This is a genomic window from Stutzerimonas stutzeri (assembly GCF_013522825.1).
Classification (GTDB): domain Bacteria; phylum Pseudomonadota; class Gammaproteobacteria; order Pseudomonadales; family Pseudomonadaceae; genus Stutzerimonas; species Stutzerimonas stutzeri_AK.
In genome coordinates this window covers 1-22,412 of the sequence record NZ_JAAMQZ010000023.1, presented here as the reverse complement: position 1 = coordinate 22,412, position 22,412 = coordinate 1, and the positions used below count along the sequence as shown (strand labels likewise).

General features: G+C 62.1%; 10 protein-coding genes and 1 tRNA gene. 2 read left to right on the top strand and 9 right to left on the bottom strand.

Translation table 11 applies throughout. The annotated features are described in order from the left end of the window. Window positions 1-22 precede the first annotated feature (22 nt). Window positions 23-10,840: a DUF5801 repeats-in-toxin domain-containing protein gene (locus tag G7020_RS14900; RefSeq protein ID WP_181085791.1), complete on the top strand. Its 10,818-nt coding sequence runs from the start codon at window positions 23-25 to the stop codon at window positions 10,838-10,840. Between the two features lie 438 nt (window positions 10,841-11,278). Here the strand turns inward: G7020_RS14900 and G7020_RS14895 are convergent. Both G7020_RS14895 and G7020_RS14890 read right to left on the bottom strand, forming a co-directional pair. Then, window positions 11,279-11,354 (bottom strand) — tRNA-Asn (locus tag G7020_RS14895). A gap of 53 nt (window positions 11,355-11,407) precedes the next feature. Further along, a complete protein-coding gene (locus G7020_RS14890) occupies window positions 11,408-12,604 on the bottom strand; it encodes an amino acid aminotransferase (protein ID WP_181085778.1) in 1,197 nt (398 codons plus the stop codon). Window positions 12,605-12,841: 237 nt separating this feature from the next. On the opposite strand from G7020_RS14890, the gene uvrB reads away from it, so the two are divergent. Next, window positions 12,842-14,857 (top strand): excinuclease ABC subunit UvrB, encoded by a 2,016-nt coding sequence (uvrB, locus tag G7020_RS14885; protein WP_181085776.1) that lies wholly within the window; start codon window positions 12,842-12,844, stop codon window positions 14,855-14,857. A gap of 11 nt (window positions 14,858-14,868) precedes the next feature. Here the strand turns inward: uvrB and G7020_RS14880 are convergent, their stop codons facing one another. From G7020_RS14880 to G7020_RS14850, 7 genes are all read right to left on the bottom strand, one after another. After that, complete coding sequence (locus tag G7020_RS14880; RefSeq protein ID WP_181085774.1) at window positions 14,869-15,246, bottom strand: MerR family transcriptional regulator; 378 nt, start codon at window positions 15,244-15,246, stop codon at window positions 14,869-14,871. Window positions 15,247-15,268: 22 nt separating this feature from the next. Continuing rightward, window positions 15,269-16,171 (bottom strand): hydroxymethylglutaryl-CoA lyase, encoded by a 903-nt coding sequence (locus G7020_RS14875; protein ID WP_181085772.1) that lies wholly within the window; start codon window positions 16,169-16,171, stop codon window positions 15,269-15,271. 98 nt (window positions 16,172-16,269) lie between these two features. After that, complete coding sequence (locus G7020_RS14870; protein ID WP_181085770.1) at window positions 16,270-18,177, bottom strand: acetyl/propionyl/methylcrotonyl-CoA carboxylase subunit alpha; 1,908 nt, start codon at window positions 18,175-18,177, stop codon at window positions 16,270-16,272. After that, window positions 18,174-18,974, bottom strand: a complete 801-nt coding sequence (locus tag G7020_RS14865) for a gamma-carboxygeranoyl-CoA hydratase (protein ID WP_181085768.1) — start codon at window positions 18,972-18,974, stop codon at window positions 18,174-18,176. Before G7020_RS14865 ends, G7020_RS14870 begins: the two co-directional genes overlap by 4 nt. 23 nt (window positions 18,975-18,997) lie before the next feature. Continuing rightward, complete coding sequence (locus tag G7020_RS14860; protein WP_181085767.1) at window positions 18,998-20,605, bottom strand: carboxyl transferase domain-containing protein; 1,608 nt, start codon at window positions 20,603-20,605, stop codon at window positions 18,998-19,000. A gap of 94 nt (window positions 20,606-20,699) precedes the next feature. Next, window positions 20,700-21,863 (bottom strand): isovaleryl-CoA dehydrogenase, encoded by a 1,164-nt coding sequence (locus tag G7020_RS14855; protein ID WP_181085765.1) that lies wholly within the window; start codon window positions 21,861-21,863, stop codon window positions 20,700-20,702. A gap of 195 nt (window positions 21,864-22,058) precedes the next feature. Beyond that, the coding region (locus G7020_RS14850) for a transposase (RefSeq protein ID WP_181085763.1) at window positions 22,059-22,412 on the bottom strand (354 nt) is incomplete at its 5' end.

The following is a 22,412-nucleotide window of genomic DNA, read 5'->3' as shown; positions in this document are numbered from 1 at the left end:
GAAAACCCGTATCGAGGTCCATATGAACACTCTGGCAATTGTTGTCTCTCTCGTTGGCCAGGCCTGGGCCCAGGCCGCCAATGGCGATCGCCGTGAACTTAGGGTTGGTGACCGCCTGCGCGGCGATGAAGTGCTGATCACAGCGCCGGGCGCCCAGGTGGATCTCGACTTCGGTGACAACCAGCTGCTGAGTTTCATCGGCGAGCAGAATGCCCTGGTCGATGACGCCATCGCCCTGACCACCATGCAGGTTCCGGCGCCTGCCCCGCTGAATATTCGTCAACAGGCCGAACGGCCACTCGATTCGAACGCCCGCGATGATGAGCCGAGGGCCGAAGGCCATAACTTCGTCCAGCTGGTACGCATCGGCGAGATCATCGAAGCCGACGGCATCACCCCGCTTACTGTCGCCCGCATTCAGGAATTGCTGCGCCCGATGGGCATGAGCCTGCCTGATCGTGTATTCGAGCCGGAAGAATGGCGGGAGCATCGGGGCGGCTCTCTGCGTCACGAAGATGATCCCGAGCCGCGCACTCCCGGCGTATCCATCGAGCTGCAGGGCGCTGGTCCTGATGGGATCTATAACGAGGCTGAAATCGGCCCGGACGGCACCGTTGCGGCGCTGATAATTCTGGATGACAAGGTTCGGGTTGGTGACACGCTGGTGGTCACCGACAGGAACGGCAACGAACTGCTCAATCGTCCAGTGACTCAGGACGATCTGGACAATGGGATCATCGTTCAGGTGCCGGTGTCACCGGGTGACACCGATGTGCCGGTTACCGCCACGATCACCGAGCCTTCCGGCAACAGCGGCAGTGCCACTGACAACAGGCCAGTGAATGCCACGCCGCCTTCGGGCATGGTGCCGGACCGGAGCGACGTGGATGCGGATATCATCGATCTGGATCTCTCGCCCCTCGTCAGCGACAACAGCGGCGGTCCGTTGAAGTATGAGGCCACGGGACTCCCGGATGGCCTGACCATCGACCCCGATACCGGTAAAATCACAGGCTCCATCGATCGCTCCGCCAGTCAGAATGGCCCGAATGACGATGGCCGTTACCCGGTCACCCTGACCGTTACCGACCCGTCGGGCAACAGCACCGAGATCACTTTTATCTGGACCGTGACCAATCCCGGGCCAGCAGCCAGGGATGACGATGCGACGACCCCAGAGAGTACTCCGGTCAGTGGTAATGTGCTCACGGGCGCTGGCTCGACCGTTCCGGGTGCCTCTGCCGACAGCGATCCCGACGGCGATCCGCTGACGGTGACGACCTTCGTCGTGGCCGGCGATCCTACACAACATACGGCTGGCAGTACTGCGACGATTCCCGGCATCGGTACGCTGATCATCAATGGCGATGGCAGCTACACCTTCACGCCCGTGCCGGGCTGGAACGGCACGGTGCCGACTGTTACCTACGGCATCAGCGATGGTGAGGGTGGCAGCGACAGTGCGAATCTGGTCATCGAGGTCACGCCGGTGGATGATCCGGTCATCGTCGATGTGCCGGTCGTACACCCCGTCAATCCTCAGGCGGGGAACGTCGAGGACCATGTGGTGTTCGAGAGCGGTCTCGTAGACGGTTCCAATCCGAATACGCCCGATACCCAGGTCATCTCCAGTTTCACCATCAGTGCGCTGGATGGCCTCGATTCGACCGTAGCGCTCACCATCGGCTACAAGGATGCCAGCGGCACCGGTCAGACCCTGACCTTGAACAAGGCTCAGGTGGAAGCGCTTGGCACGACTCCGCAGATCATCACCACCGAATACGGTGAATTGGTACTGGATGGCTACAGCAAAGGCGCCGATGGCCTTGTCCGCATCGACTACAGCTATACGCTGAAAAACGCGCCCGACGTGTCGGCTACTGACATCAGCGATGTATTCGACATTTCGGCTAACGACAGCGATGACGACAGCGACAGCAATATCCTGAACATCAAGATCGTCGATGATGTGCCGGTAGCGGTCGATGACGTCAACAGCATCTGGGAGGACAGTACTCCGAACCCGATCAGCGGCAATGTCCTGGGCGGCAGTGGGGCGAGTGCCGGTGATATGGCAGACAGCCAGGGCGCGGATGGCGCAGCTATTTCGGGTGTGCAGGCCGGCAGAGTAGCCGAGGGTACGCATGTAGCCGATGGAGGCCTGGCCACGGTCATCACCGGCAAGTACGGCACGCTGACGCTCGACGCCAATGGCAGCTACACCTATGAACTGGACAACAGCAATCCGATCGTCAACGCACTCAGGACCGACGAAAGCCTGAACGACGAAGTGTTCAGCTACACCCTTACTGACAATGACGGCGACAAATCCACCGCCACCCTCACCATCACCATCCATGGCCATACCGATGGCATCCCCGTCGTTACCGTCACCGACTATAACGGGCTCGAGGCAGGGGTCAACAGCATTGCCGAGGATGCCGCCACACCGGTGACCGGCGAGTTCCAGATCAGCGCGCCGGATGGTCTCAAGCACATCATTGTCGGCGGGCAGACTGTCACGGCCAGCGAACTGGCGGCGCTGGACACCACGCCCAGAGTGATCCCCGGCTCCGAGGGCACCCTGAGGCTGACGGGCTACGACCCGGCAACAGGAACGGTGAATTACAGCTACCAGCAGACCGGGACCAGCAAGGATCATGGCGGCGGCGATGTGACCGATCGCTTTCCCATTACCGTGACCGACAATGCCGATCAGACCTCCGCTCCTGTGGACCTGATCGTCCTGATCACCGACACCGTGCCTGTAGCCCACCCGGACACCGGAAGCATCACTGAAGATGCCGCAGGGCCGCTGCGAGGCAACGTCGTCACTGACGCGGGCAGCGGAGAGGACGAGCTGGGCGCAGATGCAACGTTTGTTGTAGGCGTCGCCGCAGGCATCGAAACCAGCGAGCTTGCTGGCGGTGTTGCGGGCGCCGGGGTGAGCGGGCAGTACGGTCTTCTGGTCCTGAACAGCGATGGCAGCTACAGCTACACGCTCGATAACAGCAACCCTGCGGTCAATGCGCTGAAGGATGGGGATCATTTGATCGAGACGTTCAGCTATACCATCAGGGACAGCGATGGTGACTGGAGCACTACCACCCTCACCATCACCATCGATGGCGTAACCGATGGTTCGCCGAGCATCGTGCCGCAGGATACCAATGGCGCGGCGATCAGCGGCCACGTCACGGTCATGGAAAGCGGCCTGGCGAACGGCAGCGATAGTATGGCTGACAGTGAAATAGCCAGTGGCACCATCAGCATCAATGCCGCTGATGGTTTGCAAAGCATCAGCGTTGGCGGTCAAGTCTTTACGGTGGCCGAACTCCAGGCGCTTGCAGCCAACCCGTCGGCTCCCATCAACGTTACCGGCGGCACTCTGGTTCTGACCGGTTTTACCGCCACTGCCAGCGTGGGCGAAGTGCCCACTGCTGGCAATCTGAGCTACACCTACACCCTCACCGAGCAGCGTACCCACGGCAGCCCGGGCAATGACACGCTGACGCTGGATATCCCGCTGAGCGTGACGGATGCAGGCAATATCACCAGCAACGGTACCTTGACTGTCCAAGTGGAAGATGACGTGCCGCAGGTGAGTACGGATGCGGCGCAACTCGGCCATCTGGTGGTGGATGAAACGGATTTTGTAGATGGCTCCGTCAGTGCGATCGATACCGATTTCGTGCAAGACGTATTCGCTATCCACTACGGCGCCGATGGCGCAGCAACCAGCAATGCGCTCATCTATGCCTTGAACGTCGCCAGCCCAGGCGTGGCCAGCGGTGTCGTCGATACCGCCACCGGTCAAGGTGTGTACCTGTACAAGGAGGGTAGCGATATTGTCGGTCTGGTCGGCAGTGGCGGTGTGGCCAACGCCTCGGGGACGGAAGCCTTTCGTATTGCCATCGACAGTGAAACAGGCGCGGTGACCCTGACCCAGAAGCGTCCCCTGCAGCATCCGAACGTAAATGATCATGATGATTCGCTGACTCTCGCTTCCGACGCCATCACCCTGACGGCAACGGCCACCGATGGCGATGGCGATGTCGTCTCCAGCACAGCGGTCGAAGTGGGAGGGCGGTTTACCTTCAAGGACGATGGCCCCCGCATCAGCGCCCAGCCCGCGTCGGCGACTGTCGATGAGGCCAACCTGGCCAACGGCAGTGATCCGGATGTGCCGCAGACCACCGTCAGCGCTTCGTTGAATGTGCAGTTCGGCAGCGACGGTGCTGGCGATGCCCAGTTCACACCAGCTACTGCGGCAGCGCTGGAGGCTCTTGGCCTGGAGTCGAACGGCCAGACGCTGAGCTATGTCGTCAGCGCCGACGGTCACACCTTGACGGCCTATCGTGGTGGCGAGAGCGTGGGTAATGAGGTCTTTACCGTCGTCATCACCAACCCGGCGACCAATCCGGGCTACGAGTTCAGGCTGCACAAACCGCTGGATCACGTCGATGGATCGAATGCTCCGGTTGATGAGTTCGATCTTGTATTCGGCCAGGTGCGTATCACCGATCGTGATGGCGACCAGGTGCATACAAGCTTTACCGTCACTGTCCTCGATGACACACCCGACGCGACTCAGCCACGCCGTGTCGAAGTGGATGAAGACGATGAGATTACCTTCAACACCAACGCTGATGCTGTCGGACCTGTAGGCGGCGTGGGCGGCAATACCACCATCGGTGATGGCAGCAGCGGGACGGTCGCACCTTCCCATGGCACCGCCACGGTCAACCCCGATGGCACCATCACCTACGTTCCGCATGGCAATTACAGCGGCACGGATACCTTCACCTACACCACGGTGACGGATAACGAGACCAAGACCTTCACCATCGAGGTGACGGTCAACCCGGTAGCCGATGCGCCGGATATGGACGGTACGGGGCCCTCGACAGGAGGTGACGTTACCCTTGCCGATGTCAGCACTCTGGAAGATACAGCCGTAGCGCTGGGCCTGAAGGCGCCCATCATCACTGATGCCACCGACCAGAACGTTGCAGCGGTCGGCGATGCAGCCGAACGCCTGGGCGCAATCACCCTGGAGTTGACCGGTGCGCAGGTCAATGGCGTGAAGCTGACGGCGGCAGCTGATGGCTCTTCGGGTGCGGTGGATATCACGTACAGCGGTCCCGTCACCATCTGGCTGACGGACGCGCCGCATCCTGCCGATATGACACCACCGGTTGGCGCCGTGCAGATGACCTCGGCTCAGTTCGAGGCGTTGCAGCTGCTGCCGGTTGTACACCGCGGCGACAATATCGACGTCAGCGTGAAGGCCACCAGCCATGAAGTGGATGATGCAGGCAATATCGCCGTGGTGAACGGTACGCCGGTGCCCGGCGCAACATCCGAGGCCACCTTCAAGGTGTGGGTGCAGGCTGTGACCGATGATGCTGAGCTGTTGTTCGACACTGGCGTGGTTAGCGGCACTGACATCGACAGCGTGACCTATACCGACAATACGCAAGCCACCGTCACGCTCAAGGAAGACACCACCTTCCGCCTCAACGACATCCTGCAAGCGCAGTTTGCCGACCTGGACGGCTCCGAGGTGCGCTCGATCACCATCACCAACACTACCGGGCAGGCGATCCTGGTCGATGGCACGCAGCTGGCGGCGGGTGGTGCCCGGACGATCAACGCTAGGAGCGGCGCCAATGGCCAGACGGGAGACCTCGACAGCTTCCCGGATATCCGCATCGGTGCGGTCGGCGACTTCAGTGGCGATCTGAATGGCATCGTGATTGCCATCAATGCCCAGGACAAGGACGCAGATGGCTTCCAAGGCACTGCGGGCAACGCATCCAATCCGCCGGATGGCGTTGCCGAGGCAGATACCAGCAACAATAGCGTTACGCTGAACCTGCGTGTCACGCCGGTTGCGGGCGACGTGGCGGCAGGCAATGTCACCACTGATGAAGACACGGCTGTGGCCTTCCTGCAGCACCTGCGGGTAACGGATACAGGGACTGGCACGGAAGTCATCGATTCGGTGTCTTTCGAGGTGCCAACGAACTGGCTCGTAACGGACTCAACGGTCAGTAACGGCGCGACCTGGACAGTAAACCTGGCGGACTCGACCTATACCATCGAATTTACCGGTGGCACCCAGGCAGAGCGCGAAGCCGTTCTGGATGGCTTCATGATCAGGCCGCCGGCTCATAGCAGCCTGGATGAGACCATCAGGCTGACCGTCACGACCACCGACACCAATGCTGTAACCGGCGATCCCGATACCAGAACGGTCACCAGTCTGGATAGGCCTTCCCTGGATGTGAACATTACCGTCAGGCCCGTTGGTGAGCGTACCGATACGGATTCGGGTGGTCAGGCTGGTAACGATCTGAGCATGAACGGCTCGCACGCCTATAGCACTGTGGGTGAAGAGGACGTCTATTTCCGTCTGAATAGTGATGGTTTTGACCTCAAGGGCCCCTGGTCCAACGAAGATGGCAACGGTGCTGCCAACGGCGGCCCGAGCGGTGGCAGCGAGCAGACCTTCGCCCGCTTCACGCCCTTCAAGGTCGAGGGCGGAAGTGATGTCGCCCTCGATGGTTCCTGGTTCCAATACCACGATGGCACCGGCCTCAGAACAGTCGCCTACAACGGCACGCCGGTGGATATCCCCATCGCCTACCTGGATACCGTGGAGTTCAAGGGGCCGCTCAACTTCAAGGGTATGGTCAGGATCAAAGTCGAGGCTGTCACCATCGACGAGGACGAGGATTCCAGCCTGACCGATACTCAGGTCTCGGGTGAGGCCTGGCTGTCAAACCTGATCCTGGCGCCAGTAGCCGACCAGGTGACGCTGCAGGTGGGCGCGCGCATCACCACTCAGGAAGATGCGCCTGTCACGCTGCATATCAATCCAACCAGCGATGATCTGACCGAAGATTTCAACGTCACCATCAAGGGGATTCCGGCGGGGGCGAGCATCATCTATGACGGGGTTGTCTATAGCGTCGGTAGCGGTCTGGTCGCCGATGGCAGTGGCCATTACCAGTTGACGCTGGAGAGCTTCGACAGGACCAAGCAACCAACCCTGACACCTCCGAAGGACAGTAACGAAATCATTCAGTTGTCGGTGGAAGCGGTCTCTATCGATACGCTGACCTATACCGACGTGCATGGTGTTGAACAGACCATCATTTCGGCTCCGAGCGCGCCTCATACCCTGCCGATCACCATCACGGTGACGGGTGTGCCGGATGAACCGCAGATGACGCCCGACAATACCCAGGTCTATGACGAAAACGCCCTGGACAGTAGCGGAAATGAGGTTGCCCTGCGGGATATGATCACCAGCCTGGCTTCCGGTGAAACGACCAGTGACGGCTCGGAGAGCATCACCCTGCGCATCAGCGGGTTAGCGGATGGCTTCGGTATCGTCGGTGCCGGGCCGGTTATCGGCAACGGCACGGGAACCGGTCGCGTCTGGGTAGTGACCCCCGAACAGATTGCCGATGGTTCGGTGAAAATCAAGCTGCCGCCCAATTACAGCGGCACGGTCAAATTCACTGCCCAGCCGGTGGTCACCGAAAACGACAACCCATCGGAAACCTTCTTCGCACCGGAGAACGTCGAGTTCAAGGTCAATCCCTCGCCCGAGGCGACCCTGACCATTCGCTCCAGCGTGATCGAGGATCTGGTTCGCCAGGTCGATCTATCGCCTGTCTATCAGAATGGCGACACCGACGAGCAGATCAGCGCGGTTCGGATTCAGGAGGTTTCCGGCTTGACGTTCTACCGCGATGCGGCAGGTACTCAGCCACTCGTTGCGGTGGGCGGCTGGTATGAGATCAGCGGGGTCAGCGAGGTTGAAAGTATCTATGTCAAGGGCGCGCCCAACTTCAGTGGCGATGTGGCGCTGACCGTCCAGTACAAGGTTATCGATGCTCCTCGGGACGGCACTGTCGATGCGGTTGAGAGCGACTGGCAAAACGCCGGCCACACACTGAACTTCCAGCCGGTCACGGATGAGGTCGGCCTTACGCTGGAATCGATCAATGGCCAGGCGGGCAGTTCGGCCTTTGAGCTGACGGCGGCGGGCACTGTCACCGTTCGCCTGAACATCAGCAAAGAGCCCGATAGCAATGCGGATGGTGAGCGTGACTACGATGGCAGCGAGCGCCTGACCCATATCCTCATCCAGGGCGTGCCCGAGGGGGTGGCTGTGACAGGCGCGCAATTCACCGGCAATGGCCAGTGGCTGCTGCCGGTCACCGGCAGTTTCCAGCCGGGCGCCATCACCCAAGACATCGAATTCAGCGTGAACGGGCAGGCTGGAAATCTCACCGCTGTGCCTATCACCATCACGGTCGTGACGCGCGACGGTGCTGCTGAAAACACAGAAGAAGCCAGCCTTGTCTGGCATCTGAGTACCGATTTTGCCGACGGCGAGCCGGAGATCCTGCCGACGGTGACGCTGCATGCCATCGAGGTGCCGCAGACGGAGGATGACTCCTTCAATCTGTCCGAGGTGGTGTCGGGAACCATCGATACGACGGGGGCCAATCAGGCCACCTACAGCATGACCATCACCCTGCGTACGGCACCGGGTGACGAGACGACGTTCTCCGGCATGACGCGTACGCTTGCGATGGAAAATGGCGAGCCGGTGGTGCTGTGGACACAGACCATCACTGGTGTGACCAATGCGACCGCCCAGCAGGTAATGAATGATGCCTTGGCAGCCATCAACGTCACACCGCCGGAACATGCCAACAGCAACCCGAACAATCTGGGCGCGGGGCTGCCGCTGGATGTCACGGTGACCCTGCACCACAACGGCGTGCATAGCGAAGGCAACGTCAAGCCGAACATCTCGCTGGAGCCCGTCACCGACGCTGCCACAGTCTCGATTGTGGCTGCCCCGGTGGAGGAAGGGCAGGAAGTCGAGATTGCCATTACCGTTTCCAACTCCGCCGACGCAGGCGGGGATTGGGCGATCCTCGATGGCAGGCTCTATCTACAGCTGGAAGGCAGTGCCCTTGCCGGCGAACTCAAGCAGGGTGATGTGACCCTGACGCTGCAGAACGTGGCGGGTGTGCCCGGTCTGGCTGACGGCCAGTACTACGTTATCGAAGGTGTCGTGGCGGATACCCCATTGAACCTGAGTTACAGCCCGGCGAACCCGCACGACAATGGCAGCGTACAACTCAAGGCCTGGGTGCAGAATCAGGAAAATGGTGGTTCGGCAATGATCTCTTCCGGCCAGCAGAACCTGACGGTCAACCCGACCAACACCGAGCCGAACGTGACGATCACGGCGCAGGGTATCGAGCACAATGGTGTAGTGAAGTCGCAGGCGACGCTGCAGATTGATGGCGAGGTTCTGCCGGATTCCGGCGAGACGCTGCAGGCGGCCTTTATCGAAGGCCTGCCGAAGGACTTCACCGTTTTCTACGGAAGCAATGCAGATGGCTCAGGGGCCATTCTTGCCAGCAACGCCGGGGGAAGCGCCACTACCAATACCTGGTCAATCCCGCTGTCAGGAGGCAGCCTGCCTGCGTACATAGGCATCCAGCCACCCGCTCACTGGAGCGGCACACTGGAAGAGCTGAAGCTGTACCTGGTGAGTGGCGAAGCGGGTCTGCAACCCACAGCCTGGCCGGTCGAATTCGATCTTCACATCGCGCCCCAGGCAGACGGTCTTGAATTGCGTCCCACGCTCAGCTTCGGTACGGCGGGTGACATCATCGCTCTGAACCTGAACGCCGAGATGAAGGACCCGGCAGCGGTTGGCAGTTCCGATGCCCATCGTGAACTCACCACCCTGGAGCTGAGCGGTTTCCCGGATCAGGCGAAAGTGCTGTTCTTCGTCAATGGCGTTGCGTTGGCGGCTGATCGTGTCAGCTTCGTTGGTGGCAAGCACATCATCAGCGACCTGACCCAGGCGGAGCTGGATGGTCTGGGCTTCAAGCATCAGGGGACAGGTGGGGTGCAAGACATTGTGGTCAATGCCTGGACCCAGGAGGTGGATGCGGCGGGCAATCCTGTGGGAGCAGCCAGCACTCCGGCAACCGGAACGGTGCAGATCAACGTCGCGGACAAGCTGCCAACCAATGGCGACGACACGTTGCTCTGGACCGGCAGTGCGATCGATGGCCGTGATGGCAATGACACCATTCAACTGCGCTATGGAGAGAGCCTGAGTGGCAGTCAACTGGCCGCCCACCTGAGCAATATCGAGGTGATTGATCTGAGTGTCGCGGGGGCCAACAGCATCACTGATCTAAGCGTCGAGGATGTGTTCGGGATGACCGATCAGGGCAACACGCTGCACATTCTCGGTGATAGTGAGGACTCGGTAACGCTGGGCGAGGGCTGGACGCAGCAGGGAAGCTCCTGGGTTGGCAATCACAGCGGAACCGAAGTGAAACTCGAGGTTCAAGGCATAGCCGTTGGCCTGAGCCCCAGCGGAGCCGACAGCATTTTTGCTCTAAGCGTCGAGGAGACGACCGGTGAGGACGAGGACAGCGCCCTGAGTATTCTTCATGACAATGAAGACCTGGTGCCGCTGGGTGAGGATTTGATACAGGACGAAGACTTCGGAATAAGTGATCACAATGGAACCGAGGTGGAGCTGCCAGTGCAGGACAGCGTCAGCGATGACCCAAGTACCAGCAGCGACAATGACATCCTGGTTCTGAGTGCTGAAGATGTATTCGAGATGCCCGATCAGGGCGACATCCTGAACATTCTCGGTGATAACGAGGACTCGGCGGCGCTGGACATGGATTGGGCGCAGCAAGGAAATTCCTGGGTGAGTGGCCACAACGGAACGGAAGTGAAGCTGGAGGCACAAGGCATAGTGATCGACTGATCCTGTCCGGCTGCGATCTAACCCCGTTCCCCATCAGGGGAGCGGGGTTAATTGTGCCTGCAAGCAAGCTCAGCATTCGGCCCACCCATCTATGCACTTGGGTGGTTTCCATCGCTCACAAAAAAGCCCCAGATTTTCATCTGAGGCTTTCAAATCTCTCGACTGCGCAGCAGAACGCGCTTCAGCGCGGCCCCGGAGGGGTGAGCGAAGCGAATCACCTGGGACGTAGTCCCTGGTGAGAGTCCTGCAGCCACAAAAAAGCCCCGGTATTACCCGAGGCTTCTGAATTTGGCTCCGCGACCTGGACTCGACTGCGCAGCAGAACGCGCTTCAGCGCGGCCCCGGAGGGGTGAGCGAAGCGAATCACCTGGGACGTAGTCCCTGGTGAGAGTCCTGCAGCCACAAAAAAGCCCCGGTATTACCCGAGGCTTCTGAATTTGGCTCCGCGACCTGGACTCGAACCAGGGACCCAATGATTAACAGTCATTTGCTCTACCGACTGAGCTATCGCGGAACTGCGGTGCGTATCCTACTGTTTATCAAGGGGAAGTCAACCCTGAGACTGGCTCAAATTACCTGCACGATGGCGTCGGTGACGTGGTCCAGGTTGTTGTGGTTCAGCGCGGCGGCGCAGATGCGTCCGGTGCCGATGGCGTAGACGCCGAATTCCACGCGCAGGCGCTCGACCTGTGCGGCCGTCAGCCCGGAGTAGGAGAACATGCCGCGCTGCTTGGCGACGAAGCTGAAGTCCTGCCGGGCGCCTTTCTCGGCCAGCTGGCGGACCATGCTCAGGCGCATTTCCTGGATGCGGGTGCGCATCTCGCCCAGCTCGGTTTCCCACATGGCGCGCAGTTCGGCGTTGTTGAGCACGGCAGAAACCACGGTGGCGCCATGGGTCGGCGGGTTGGAGTAGTTGGTGCGGATCACGCGCTTGATCTGTGACAGCACGCGGGTCGATTCTTCCTGGCTCTGGGTGACCATCGACAGCGCGCCGACGCGCTCGCCATACAGCGAGAAGGATTTGGAGAAGGAGCTGGAGACGAAGAAGCTCATGCCGGATTCGGCGAACAGGCGCACGGCGGCGGCGTCTTCCTCGATGCCGTCACCGAAACCCTGGTAGGCGATGTCGATGAAGGGCACGTGATCCCTGGCGCGCAGGACTTCCAGCACCTGCTTCCAGTCTTCGGGCAGCAGGTCGACGCCAGTGGGGTTGTGGCAGCAGGCGTGCAGCACGACGATGGAGCGCGGCGGAAGATTGTTCAGGTCTTCGAGCATGGCCGCGCGGTCGACGTCATGGCTGCTTGCGTTGTAGTAGCTGTAGTTCTGCACGGCGAAACCGGCGGATTCGAACAGTGCGCGATGGTTTTCCCAGCTCGGGTTGCTGATGGCGACCACGGCGTCCGGCAGGAGGCGCTTGAGGAAGTCGGCACCGATTTTCAGCGCGCCGGTACCACCCAGAGCCTGGGTGGTGACGACGCGACCCCCGGCGACCAGCGCCGAATCCGCGCCGAACAGCAGGCCCTGGACCGCCATGTCGTAGCTGGCGATACCCTCGATGGGCAGGTAGCCGCGTGGTGCGTTCAGCTCCAGACGCGCCATTTCCGCCGCAGCGACTGCGCGCAGGAGGGGAATGCGACCTTCTTCGTTGTAATAGACGCCAACGCCGAGATTGACCTTGTTCGCCCGCGTGTCGGCGTTGAAGGCTTCATTGAGGCCGAGAATCGGATCGCGCGGCGCCATTTCGACAGCAGAGAACAAACTCATGGTGGGGAGGCTCGAAGAGAAGAAGGTGAGTGATACAGCACCCTCGCTTCACGCTGAGGGCTGCGGGCAAACGGGCAGGATTATAGCCATCCCGGGCTTTCGTTGCGAATGCCGGGATGGTTTTTCTGCCAGAATCGGTCCGTTCACATGGGCGCACTGCCGACCGTCTTCACTGCCGTGCGGCGCATGAAATGGCACAATCGATACCCCAGCAGGTCCGTCAACCAAGAGGTCCATATGTCGCAGTTCGAATTGGTCACGCGTTTCAAGCCCGCCGGTGACCAGCCCGAAGCCATTCGGCAGATGATCGAAGGCATCGAGGCCGGGTTGTCGCACCAGACGCTGCTGGGCGTGACGGGCTCGGGCAAGACCTTCAGCATCGCCAACGTGATCGCCCACGTACAGCGCCCGACCTTGGTGCTGGCGCCGAACAAGACCCTGGCGGCGCAGCTCTACGGCGAATTCAAGTCCTTCTTCCCACGCAACGCGGTGGAATATTTCGTTTCCTATTACGACTACTACCAGCCCGAAGCCTACGTGCCGTCGTCGGATACCTTCATCGAGAAGGATGCCTCGATCAACGACCATATCGAACAGATGCGCCTGTCGGCGACCAAGGCGCTGCTGGAGCGCAAGGACGCCATCATCGTCACCACGGTGTCGTGCATCTACGGCCTGGGCGATCCGCAGTCGTACCTGAAGATGGTGTTGCACGTCGATCGCGGCGACCGCCTCGATCAGCGTGAGTTGCTGCGCCGCCTGACCGGCCTGCAATACACCCGCAACGACATGGATTTCGCCCGCGCGACCTTCCGCGTGCGTGGCGACGTGATCGACATCTTCCCCGCCGAATCCGACCTGGAAGCGGTGCGCATCGAGCTGTTCGACGACGAGGTGGAAAGCCTGTCGGCCTTCGATCCGCTGACCGGTGAGGTGATCCGCAAGCTACCGCGCTTCACCTTCTATCCCAAGAGCCACTACGTGACGCCGCGCGAAACGCTGCTGGAGGCGGTGGAGAAGATCAAGGTCGAGCTCAAGGACCGGCTGGACTACCTGCGCAGCCAGAACAAGCTGGTGGAGGCGCAGCGCCTGGAGCAGCGCACGCGCTTCGATCTGGAAATGATCATGGAGCTGGGCTACTGCAACGGCATCGAGAACTACTCGCGCTATCTTTCGGGGCGCGACAGTGGCGAGGCGCCGCCAACCCTGTACGACTACCTGCCGGCCGATGCGCTGCTGGTGATCGACGAGTCCCACGTCAGCGTGCCGCAGGTCGGCGCCATGTACAAAGGCGACCGCTCGCGCAAGGAAACCCTGGTGGAATACGGCTTCCGCCTGCCGTCGGCGCTGGACAACCGGCCCATGCGCTTCGATGAATGGGAGGCGATCAGCCCGCAGACTATCTTCGTTTCCGCCACGCCGGGGCCTTACGAGGCTGAGCACGCCGGGCGCGTGGTCGAGCAGGTGGTGCGCCCCACCGGCCTGGTCGACCCCGAGATCGAGGTGCGCCCGGCGCTGACCCAGGTCGATGACCTGCTCTCGGAAATCAACAAGTGCGTGGCCAAGGAGCAGCGTGTGCTGGTCACCACCCTGACCAAGCGCATGGCCGAGGACCTGACCGACTACCTCGGCGACCATGGCGTGCGGGTGCGCTATCTGCATTCGGATATCGACACCGTGGAGCGGGTCGAGATCATTCGCGACCTGCGCCTGGGTGTGTTCGACGTGCTGGTGGGCATCAACCTGCTGCGCGAAGGGCTGGATATGCCCGAGGTGTCGCTGGTGGCGATCCTCGATGCGGACAAGGAAGGCTTCCTGCGCTCCGAGCGTTCGCTGATCCAGACCATCGGCCGCGCGGCGCGCAACCTCAACGGTCGGGCGATTCTCTATGCCGACAACATGACCGGCTCGATGCAGCGCGCCATCGACGAGACCGAGCGCCGGCGCAACAAGCAGATCGCCTTCAACGAGGCCCGCGGCATCGTGCCGCAGGGCGTGGTCAAGGACGTCCAGGACATTCTCGAAGGCGCCACCGTGCCGGGTTCGCGCAGCAAGAAACGGCGTGGCGAGGCCAAGGCGGCGGAGGAAGCGGCACGCTACGAGAATGAGCTGCGTTCACCCAGCGAGATCACCAAACGCATCCGTCAGCTAGAGGAAAGGATGCTCGCCCATGCCCGTGATCTGGAGTTCGAAGCCGCAGCGCAGACGCGCGACGAGATCCACAAACTGCGCGAGCGACTGTTGCAGGTGTAGGCCCGTCTGTTTCAGCGGCCCGCCAGGGCCTTCAGGCAGCGTTCCTCGGCGGTATCGAGTTCCCGTTGTATCTGCTGGATATCCAGCAGCTGCTGTTCGAGTTGCTGGCGGCGTTCGGCAATCATGTCGAGCATGATCTGCAGTTGTTTCCGGTTGCCGGCCCTGGGGTCGTAGAGCTCGATCAGCGTCTTGCATTCAGCCAGGGAAAAGCCGATGCGCTTGCCGCGCAGGATCAGCTTCAGGGCAACGCGGTCCCTGGGGCTGTAGATGCGTTCCTGGCCACGCCGTGTGGGGGCGAGCATGCCCTGTTCTTCATAGAAGCGAATGGCGCGGGTGGTGATGTCCAGCTCGTTGGCCAGATCGGAAATGCTGTAGGTCTGCTGTGCCATGGCTGTCTTCCTCGAACGCCCGTCAGACCGCGTTCTGCCGCGCCCGCGCGACCCGCGATGCGTTGGTCCGGCCCAGCACATCGCTGATGCGCTGCCCGGCGGCAACCAGCGCATCCAGGTCGATGCCGGTGTCGATACCCAGCCCGTCGAGCATGTACAGCACGTCCTCGCTGGCCACATTGCCGCTGGCACCCCTGGCGTAGGGGCAGCCGCCGAGCCCGGCGACCGAGCTGTCGAATACGCAGAGGCCTTCGAGCAGGCTCGCATAGATGTTCGCCAGCGCCTGGCCGTAGGTGTCGTGGAAATGCCCGGCGAGCTTGTCGCGCGGTACGCCGTGGCTGACGGTTTCGATCAGCTGGCGGGTCTTGCCGGGGGTGCCGGTGCCGATGGTGTCGCCCAGGGATATCTCGTAGCAGCCCATGGCGAACAGCTCGCGCGCGACATGGGCAACATGCGCCGGATCGACCTCACCTTCATAGGGGCAGCCCAGCACGCAGGAGACATAGCCGCGCACCTGCACGCCATTGGCGCGTGCCATTTCCAGCAGGGGAGCGAAGCGCGCCAGGCTCTCGTCGATGGAGCAGTTGATGTTCTTCTGCGAAAAGGCTTCCGATGCGGCGGCGAACACCGCGACTTCGCTGACGCCCGCTTCGAGGGCCGTTTCCAGCCCCTTGAGGTTGGGCGTCAACGCCGCGTAGGTCACGCCGGGCATCTGTTCGATCCGGGCGAACACCTCGGCGGAACCGGCCATCTGCGGTACCCATTTGGGCGAGACGAAACTGCCGACCTCGATGTACTGCACACCGGCAGCGGAGAGGTCGTTCACCAGCCGCACCTTGTCGGCGATGCTGATCGGCTGCTTCTCGTTCTGCAGGCCATCGCGCGGGCCGACTTCGACCAGACGAACGTGTTTGGGCAGGGTCATAAGTGCTCCGTAGGGTGGAAAACTGCGCAGCATTTTCCACCTGATCATGGTTTGCGTGTGTGGTGGAAAAGCCTTCGGCGTTTTCCACCCTACGATATTCAGGACTCGTCCATCTCCAGCAATAGCGCGCCTTCACTGACCATCTCGCCTTCGCTGCAGAGCAACTGCCTGACCACGCCGGCCTGGGCGCTGCGGATGCTGTGTTCCATCTTCATTGCCTCCAGCACGATCAGCGCGGTGCCGGCTTCCACCGCCTGGCCTTCCTCGACCAGCACGCGGACGATGCTGCCGTTCATGGGGGCGGTCAGCCCGCCCTGATGCGAGTGGTCGGCCTGCGCCTCGGCAATGGGGTCGAAGGCAGTGACCGCCTGCATTTCGCCGTTCCATTGCAGATACAGGACATGACCCTGGCGAATGGCCTTTGGCTGGCGCGAGACCCTTGTGGACGCTGCCCCGAGGCGTACCCGACGGCTTTCACCGTTGCACATCAAATGCACATGGCTTTGCGCAGGCATGCCCAAGCGCAAGCCTTCACGTTTCGCCCAAGGTGAATGCACATCATCGCTGCGTACCCGAGCCGGTTCGGTTTCGACGAACAGCTCGGCAGCCAGCGGCCAGAACTCATCCGTCAGCTCGCCGGCTTTACGCAGCAATTCATCCGCATGGCGCGGGATGAAGCCGGTGTCCAGCTCGGCGGCGGCAAACGCCGGATGGCCGAGCACGCGCCGCAGGAAGGCGAGGTTGGTGCGAACCCCGCCAATATGGGTTTCAGCGAGCATCGCCATCAGGCGCAGGCGCGCTTGCTCGCGGTTCTCGCCCCAGGCGATCAGCTTGCCGAGCATGGGGTCGTAGAAGGGCGAGACGCTATCGCCCTCGCTCACGCCGCTGTCTACGCGCCGACCGGGTCCGGCTTCCGGCTCACGGTACAGGTCGAGGCAGCCGGTGGCGGGGAGAAAATCCCTGTCCGGGTCTTCGGCGTACAGCCGCACCTCGATGGCATGGCCGTTCAGCGGCACCTGCTCCTGGTTGATGGGCAATGGCTCGCCGCGGGCGACGCGAATCTGCCAGGCCACCAGATCCAGCCCGGTGATCATCTCCGTGACCGGATGCTCCACCTGCAGGCGGGTGTTCATCTCCATGAAGAAGAATTCGCCAGTGGCATCGAGGAGGAACTCCACGGTGCCGGCGCCGACATAACCGATGGCCTGCGCCGCCTTGACCGCCGCTTCACCCATGGCGCGGCGCAGCTCCGGCGTCAGGCCGGGCGCGGGCGCCTCCTCGACGACCTTCTGGTGGCGTCGCTGGATCGAGCAGTCGCGCTCGTTGAGGTAGAGGCAGTTGCCATGCTGGTCGGCGAACACCTGGATTTCCACGTGGCGCGGCTTGAGCAGGTATTTTTCCACCAGCATGCGTGAATCGCCGAACGCCGACTGCGCTTCGCGCCGGGCGGACTGCAAGGCTTCGGCCAGATCGGCCTCGCGCTCGACCACCTTCATGCCTTTGCCGCCACCCCCGGCAGTGGCCTTGAGCAGCAGCGGATAGCCGATGTTTTCTGCGGCGGCGCGGAAGCGCTCCAGCGCCTGATCGTCGCCGTGATAACCGGGCACCAGCGGCACGCCGGCCTGTTCCATCAGTGCCTTGGCGGCGGACTTGCTGCCCATGGCGTCGATGGCGGAGGCGGGTGGGCCGAGAAAGATCAGGCCGGCGTTTTCCACGGCGTGGGCGAAAGCGGCGTTCTCGGACAGAAAGCCATAGCCGGGGTGAATCGCCTGGGCACCGCTGCTGTGCGCGGCGGCAATGATCCTGTCGATCAGCAGATAGCTCTCAGCCGGTTTAGCGCCGCCGAGGTCGATACGGATATCGGCTTCGCGGGCATGCCGGGCGTCGCGGTCGATGGCGCTGTGCACCGCCACCGTGGTCAGGCCCATGGTTCTGGCGGTGCGCATCACGCGGCAGGCGATCTCGCCCCGGTTGGCCACCAGCAGGGTGTCGAGGGGGCGGCTCATGACTGTGTCTCCTGCCAGGCGGGGCGGCGCTTTTCCAGAAAGGCATTCAGTCCTTCCTGACCCTCGGGGCTGACGCGAATCTGCGCGATGGCGTTTTCGGTGTAGCGGCGCAGGGCAGGGCTGAGCGATGCGCTGGCCGTTTCGCGCAGCAGGTCCTTGCAGGCGCGCATGGCGTGCGGGCCGTTGCGCAGCAGGTTGTCTGTCCAGCCGCCCAGGCGCTCATCCAGTTCTTCGTCTGCGTAGATATCCGACAGCAGGCCCAGCTCGCCGGCCTTTTCAGCGCTGAAGCGCTCGCCGGTCAGGGCGTAGCGGCGTGTCGCGCGTTCGCCGATGGCCTTGAACAGCAGCGGGCTGATCACCGCCGGGGCGAGGCCGATACGCACTTCCGACAGCGAAAACTCCGCGCTGCTCGCGCCGATGGCCATGTCGCAGGCGGCAATCAGCCCCAACGCACCGCCGAACGCCGCGCCCTGAACCACGGCCAGCGTCGGCAGTTTCAAATGGTAGAGGCTGTACATCAGTTGGCCCAGCTGGCGCGCATCGCCGAGATTGGCCTCGAAATCCAGCGCCGCGCACTGCCGCATCCAGGCCAGGTCGGCACCGGCGCAGAAATGCCGCCCGCGTCCGCGCAACAGCAGGAAACGCAACGAAGGGTCCGCCTGCACCTGATCGATGGCGAGTACCAGTTCGCGAATCATTTCGGCATTGAAGGCGTTGTGCTTTTCCGGACGATTCAGCCAGAGGGTGGCGAAGCCGCGTGGGTCGGTTTCAAGCTGTACGGTCGTGAAATCAGTCATTTGAACTCCAGTACAGAGCGGCTTTACATACGGAACACGCCGAAGCGTGTCGGCTCGATGGGCGCATTGAGGCTGGCCGAGATTGCCAGGCCCAGCACGTCGCGCGTCTGCGCCGGATCGATCACGCCGTCATCCCACAGTCTTGCACTGGAATAGTACGGGTGACCCTGGCGCTCGTACTGTTCGAGGATTGGCTGTTTGATGGCCGCCACTTCGTCAGCGCCGAGCCTGTTACCGGCGCGCTCGCTTTGTTCCTGCTTGACCTGCGCCAGTACGCCGGCGGCCTGTTCGCCACCCATCACGGCGATGCGGGCGTTGGGCCACATCCACAGGAAGCGCGGGTCGTAGGCGCGCCCGCACATGCCGTAATTCCCCGCGCCGAAGCTGCCGCCGATGATCACCGTGAACTTCGGCACCCGCGCGCAGGCCACGGCGGTGACCAGCTTGGCGCCATGCTTCGCAATTCCCCCCGCTTCATACTTTTGCCCGACCATGAAGCCGGTGATGTTCTGCAGGAACAGCAGCGCAATGCCGCGCTGGCAGGCCAGCTCGATGAAGTGCGCGCCTTTCTGCGCCGCTTCGGAAAACAGGATGCCGTTGTTGGCGAGGATGGCGACGGGGTAGCCGTGCAGATGGGCGAAACCGCATACCAGGGTGGTGCCGAACAGTGCCTTGAATTCATCGAACTCGCTGTCATCCACCAGCCGCGCGATCACTTCGCGCACGTCGTAGGGCTGTTTGCTCTGGGCCGGGATGACGCCGTACAGCTCGTCCGCCGGATAGCGCGGCGGTCTGGGTTCGCGCGCTTGCAATTGCCCTTGTTTGCGCCAGTTGAGATTGGCCACGCAGCGGCGGGCGAGGGCCAGGGCGTGTTCGTCGTTCTCGGCGTAATGATCGGCGACGCCACTGGTCTTGCAGTGCACCTCGGCGCCGCCCAGTTCCTCGGCGGTCACCACCTCGCCGGTGGCGGCTTTGACCAGCGGCGGACCGGCGAGAAAGATGGTCGCCTGTTCGCGCACCATGATGGTTTCGTCGGCCATCGCCGGCACATAGGCCCCGCCGGCGGTGCAGGAGCCCATCACCACGGCGATCTGCGGGATGCCCATGGCGCTCATGTTGGCCTGGTTGAAGAAGATCCGCCCGAAGTGCTCGCGGTCGGGAAACACCTCGTCCTGGCGCGGCAGGTTGGCGCCGCCGGAATCCACCAGATAGAGGCAGGGCAGGCGGTTTTCCTGGGCGATGGTCTGGGCGCGCAGGTGTTTCTTCACCGTCAGCGGGTAGTAGGTGCCGCCTTTTACCGTGGCGTCGTTGGCGATGATCATGCATTCGACGCCTTCGATGCGACCGATCCCGGCCACCACGCCGGCGGCGGGTACCTCTTCGCCATAGACCTCGTGCGCGGCCAGCGGCGACAGTTCGAGAAACGCCGAGCCGGGATCGAGCAAGGTGTCGATACGCTCGCGCACCAGCAGCTTGCCGCGTGAAACATGGCGTTGCTGGGCGGTTGCGCCGCCGCCCTCGGCAATGTGCTCGAGCAGGGCGCGCAAGTCGTTCACCTGCGCATGCATCGCGGCGTGGTTGGCGGCGAACTCCGGCGAGCGGGGGTTGATCTGGGTGTGCAGGATAGCCATAAAGCCCTCGATAAAAGCGCTATAGGCTGGAGGCTGAACGGGGGCTGCGGCTGCTTTCGTCCAGCCTCCAGCCTTTAGCCTCCAGCGGCTTTTATTATTTGGTTTCATTGAACAGCTCGCGTCCGATCAGCATGCGGCGAATCTCGCTGGTGCCGGCGCCGATCTCGTAGAGCTTGGCGTCGCGCAGCAGGCGCCCGGTGGGGAACTCGTTGATATAGCCGTTGCCGCCGAGAATCTGGATCGCCTGCAGCGCCATCTGCGTCGCCGCCTCGGCGGTGTAGAGAATCACCCCGGCGGCGTCCTTGCGGGTGGTTTCGCCACGGTCGCAGGCCTGCGCAACGCTATAGAGGTAGGCTCGGCTGGCGTTGAGCTGGACGTACATGTCGGCCACCTTGCCCTGGATGAACTGGAACTCGCCGATGCTCTGGCCGAACTGCTGACGGTCGTGGATATAGGGTAGCACCACGTCCAGGCAGGCCTGCATGATGCCGACCGGGCCTCCGGCGAGCACCACGCGCTCGTAATCCAGGCCGCTCATCAGCACCCTGACGCCCGCGTTCTCGGCGCCCAGCAGGTTGTCTTCCGGGACCTCGACATCGTCGAAGAACAGCTCGCAGGTGTTGGAACCGCGCATGCCGAGTTTGTCGAACTTGTTGCCACGGGAGAAGCCTTTCCAGTCGCGCTCGACGATAAAGGCGCTGATGCCGTGGGCGCCCGCGTCCGGGACCGTGCGAGCATAGATCACGTAGGTGTTGGCGTCGGGGCCGTTGGTGATCCAGGTCTTGCTGCCGTTGAGGATGAAACGGTCGCCTTTTCTCTCGGCGCGCAGCTTCATCGAGACCACATCGGAACCGGCATTGGGTTCGCTCATGGCCAGTGCGCCGACGTGCTCGCCGCTGATCAGTTTCGGCAGGTACTTTTCCTTCTGCTCGGCGGTGCCGTTGCGGTTGATCTGGTTGACGCACAGGTTCGAGTGCGCGCCGTAGGACAGCGCCACCGAGGCCGAGCCCCGGCTGATTTCCTCCATCGCCAGCACATGCGCCAGATAGCCGAGGCCGGCGCCGCCGTATTGTTCGGGAACGGTCACGCCGAGCAGGCCCATGTCGCCAAACTTGCGCCACATGTCGTGCGGAAAGGCATTGTCGCGGTCGATGGCTTCGGCGCGTGGCGCCAGTTCGTCGGCAACGAAACCCGCCACCTGATCGCGCAGCATGTCGAGGGTTTCGCCAAGCGCGAAATTGAGCACGGAATGGTTCATGAGGCCACCTGCCTGTCGTTGTTCTGATCAGTGGACGTCGCGCGACTGGCAATAATCGGCGAACCGTGCTTTACCTTTACGTCAACGAAAGCTGAATGGTGGGGGATTGTCAAATTGCGGTGAGGAATGTCGGATTACGCCTTCGGCCAATTCGACCTACGAATGGTGTGGCTTCGGTAGATACCGTCTTGCCCCTCACTTCGCAATAGCGAGTTCGGGGTTGAACGGTTCGCCGGATTTCAACACGCCATAGGCGATACAGAGCAATTTACGCATCGCCGCGCAGACGATCTGTTTGCCGGCTTTGCCTCTGGCTTTCATCCGCTCGACCATTGCCCGAATGGCAGGGTTACGGCTCATGGACGTAATGGCTGGCATGTAGAGCCCTGCGCGCAACCTGGCTGACCCCATGCGGGAAATCTGCACATGCCCTTTGAGTATCCCCGAGTCCTGTAGCTTGGGATTGAGCCCTGCAAAGGCGGTGACCGCTCGGCTGCTGCCGAAGCGTTGAATGTCCCCCAGTTCAGCCAGCACAAGTGCTGCCGTCCG

Bases quoted from the DNA above. Each gene is read 5' to 3' on its own strand.
- G7020_RS14900 (WP_181085791.1), top strand. From the start codon at position 23: ATGAACACTCTGGCAATTGTTGTCTCTCTCGTTGGCCAGGCCTGGGCC.
- G7020_RS14890 (WP_181085778.1), bottom strand. From the start codon at position 12,604: ATGAGTTTGTTCTCTGCTGTCGAAATGGCGCCGCGCGATCCGATTCTC.
- uvrB (WP_181085776.1), top strand. From the start codon at position 12,842: ATGTCGCAGTTCGAATTGGTCACGCGTTTCAAGCCCGCCGGTGACCAG.
- G7020_RS14880 (WP_181085774.1), bottom strand. From the start codon at position 15,246: ATGGCACAGCAGACCTACAGCATTTCCGATCTGGCCAACGAGCTGGAC.
- G7020_RS14875 (WP_181085772.1), bottom strand. From the start codon at position 16,171: ATGACCCTGCCCAAACACGTTCGTCTGGTCGAAGTCGGCCCGCGCGAT.
- G7020_RS14870 (WP_181085770.1), bottom strand. From the start codon at position 18,177: ATGAGCCGCCCCCTCGACACCCTGCTGGTGGCCAACCGGGGCGAGATC.
- G7020_RS14865 (WP_181085768.1), bottom strand. From the start codon at position 18,974: ATGACTGATTTCACGACCGTACAGCTTGAAACCGACCCACGCGGCTTC.
- G7020_RS14860 (WP_181085767.1), bottom strand. From the start codon at position 20,605: ATGGCTATCCTGCACACCCAGATCAACCCCCGCTCGCCGGAGTTCGCC.
- G7020_RS14855 (WP_181085765.1), bottom strand. From the start codon at position 21,863: ATGAACCATTCCGTGCTCAATTTCGCGCTTGGCGAAACCCTCGACATG.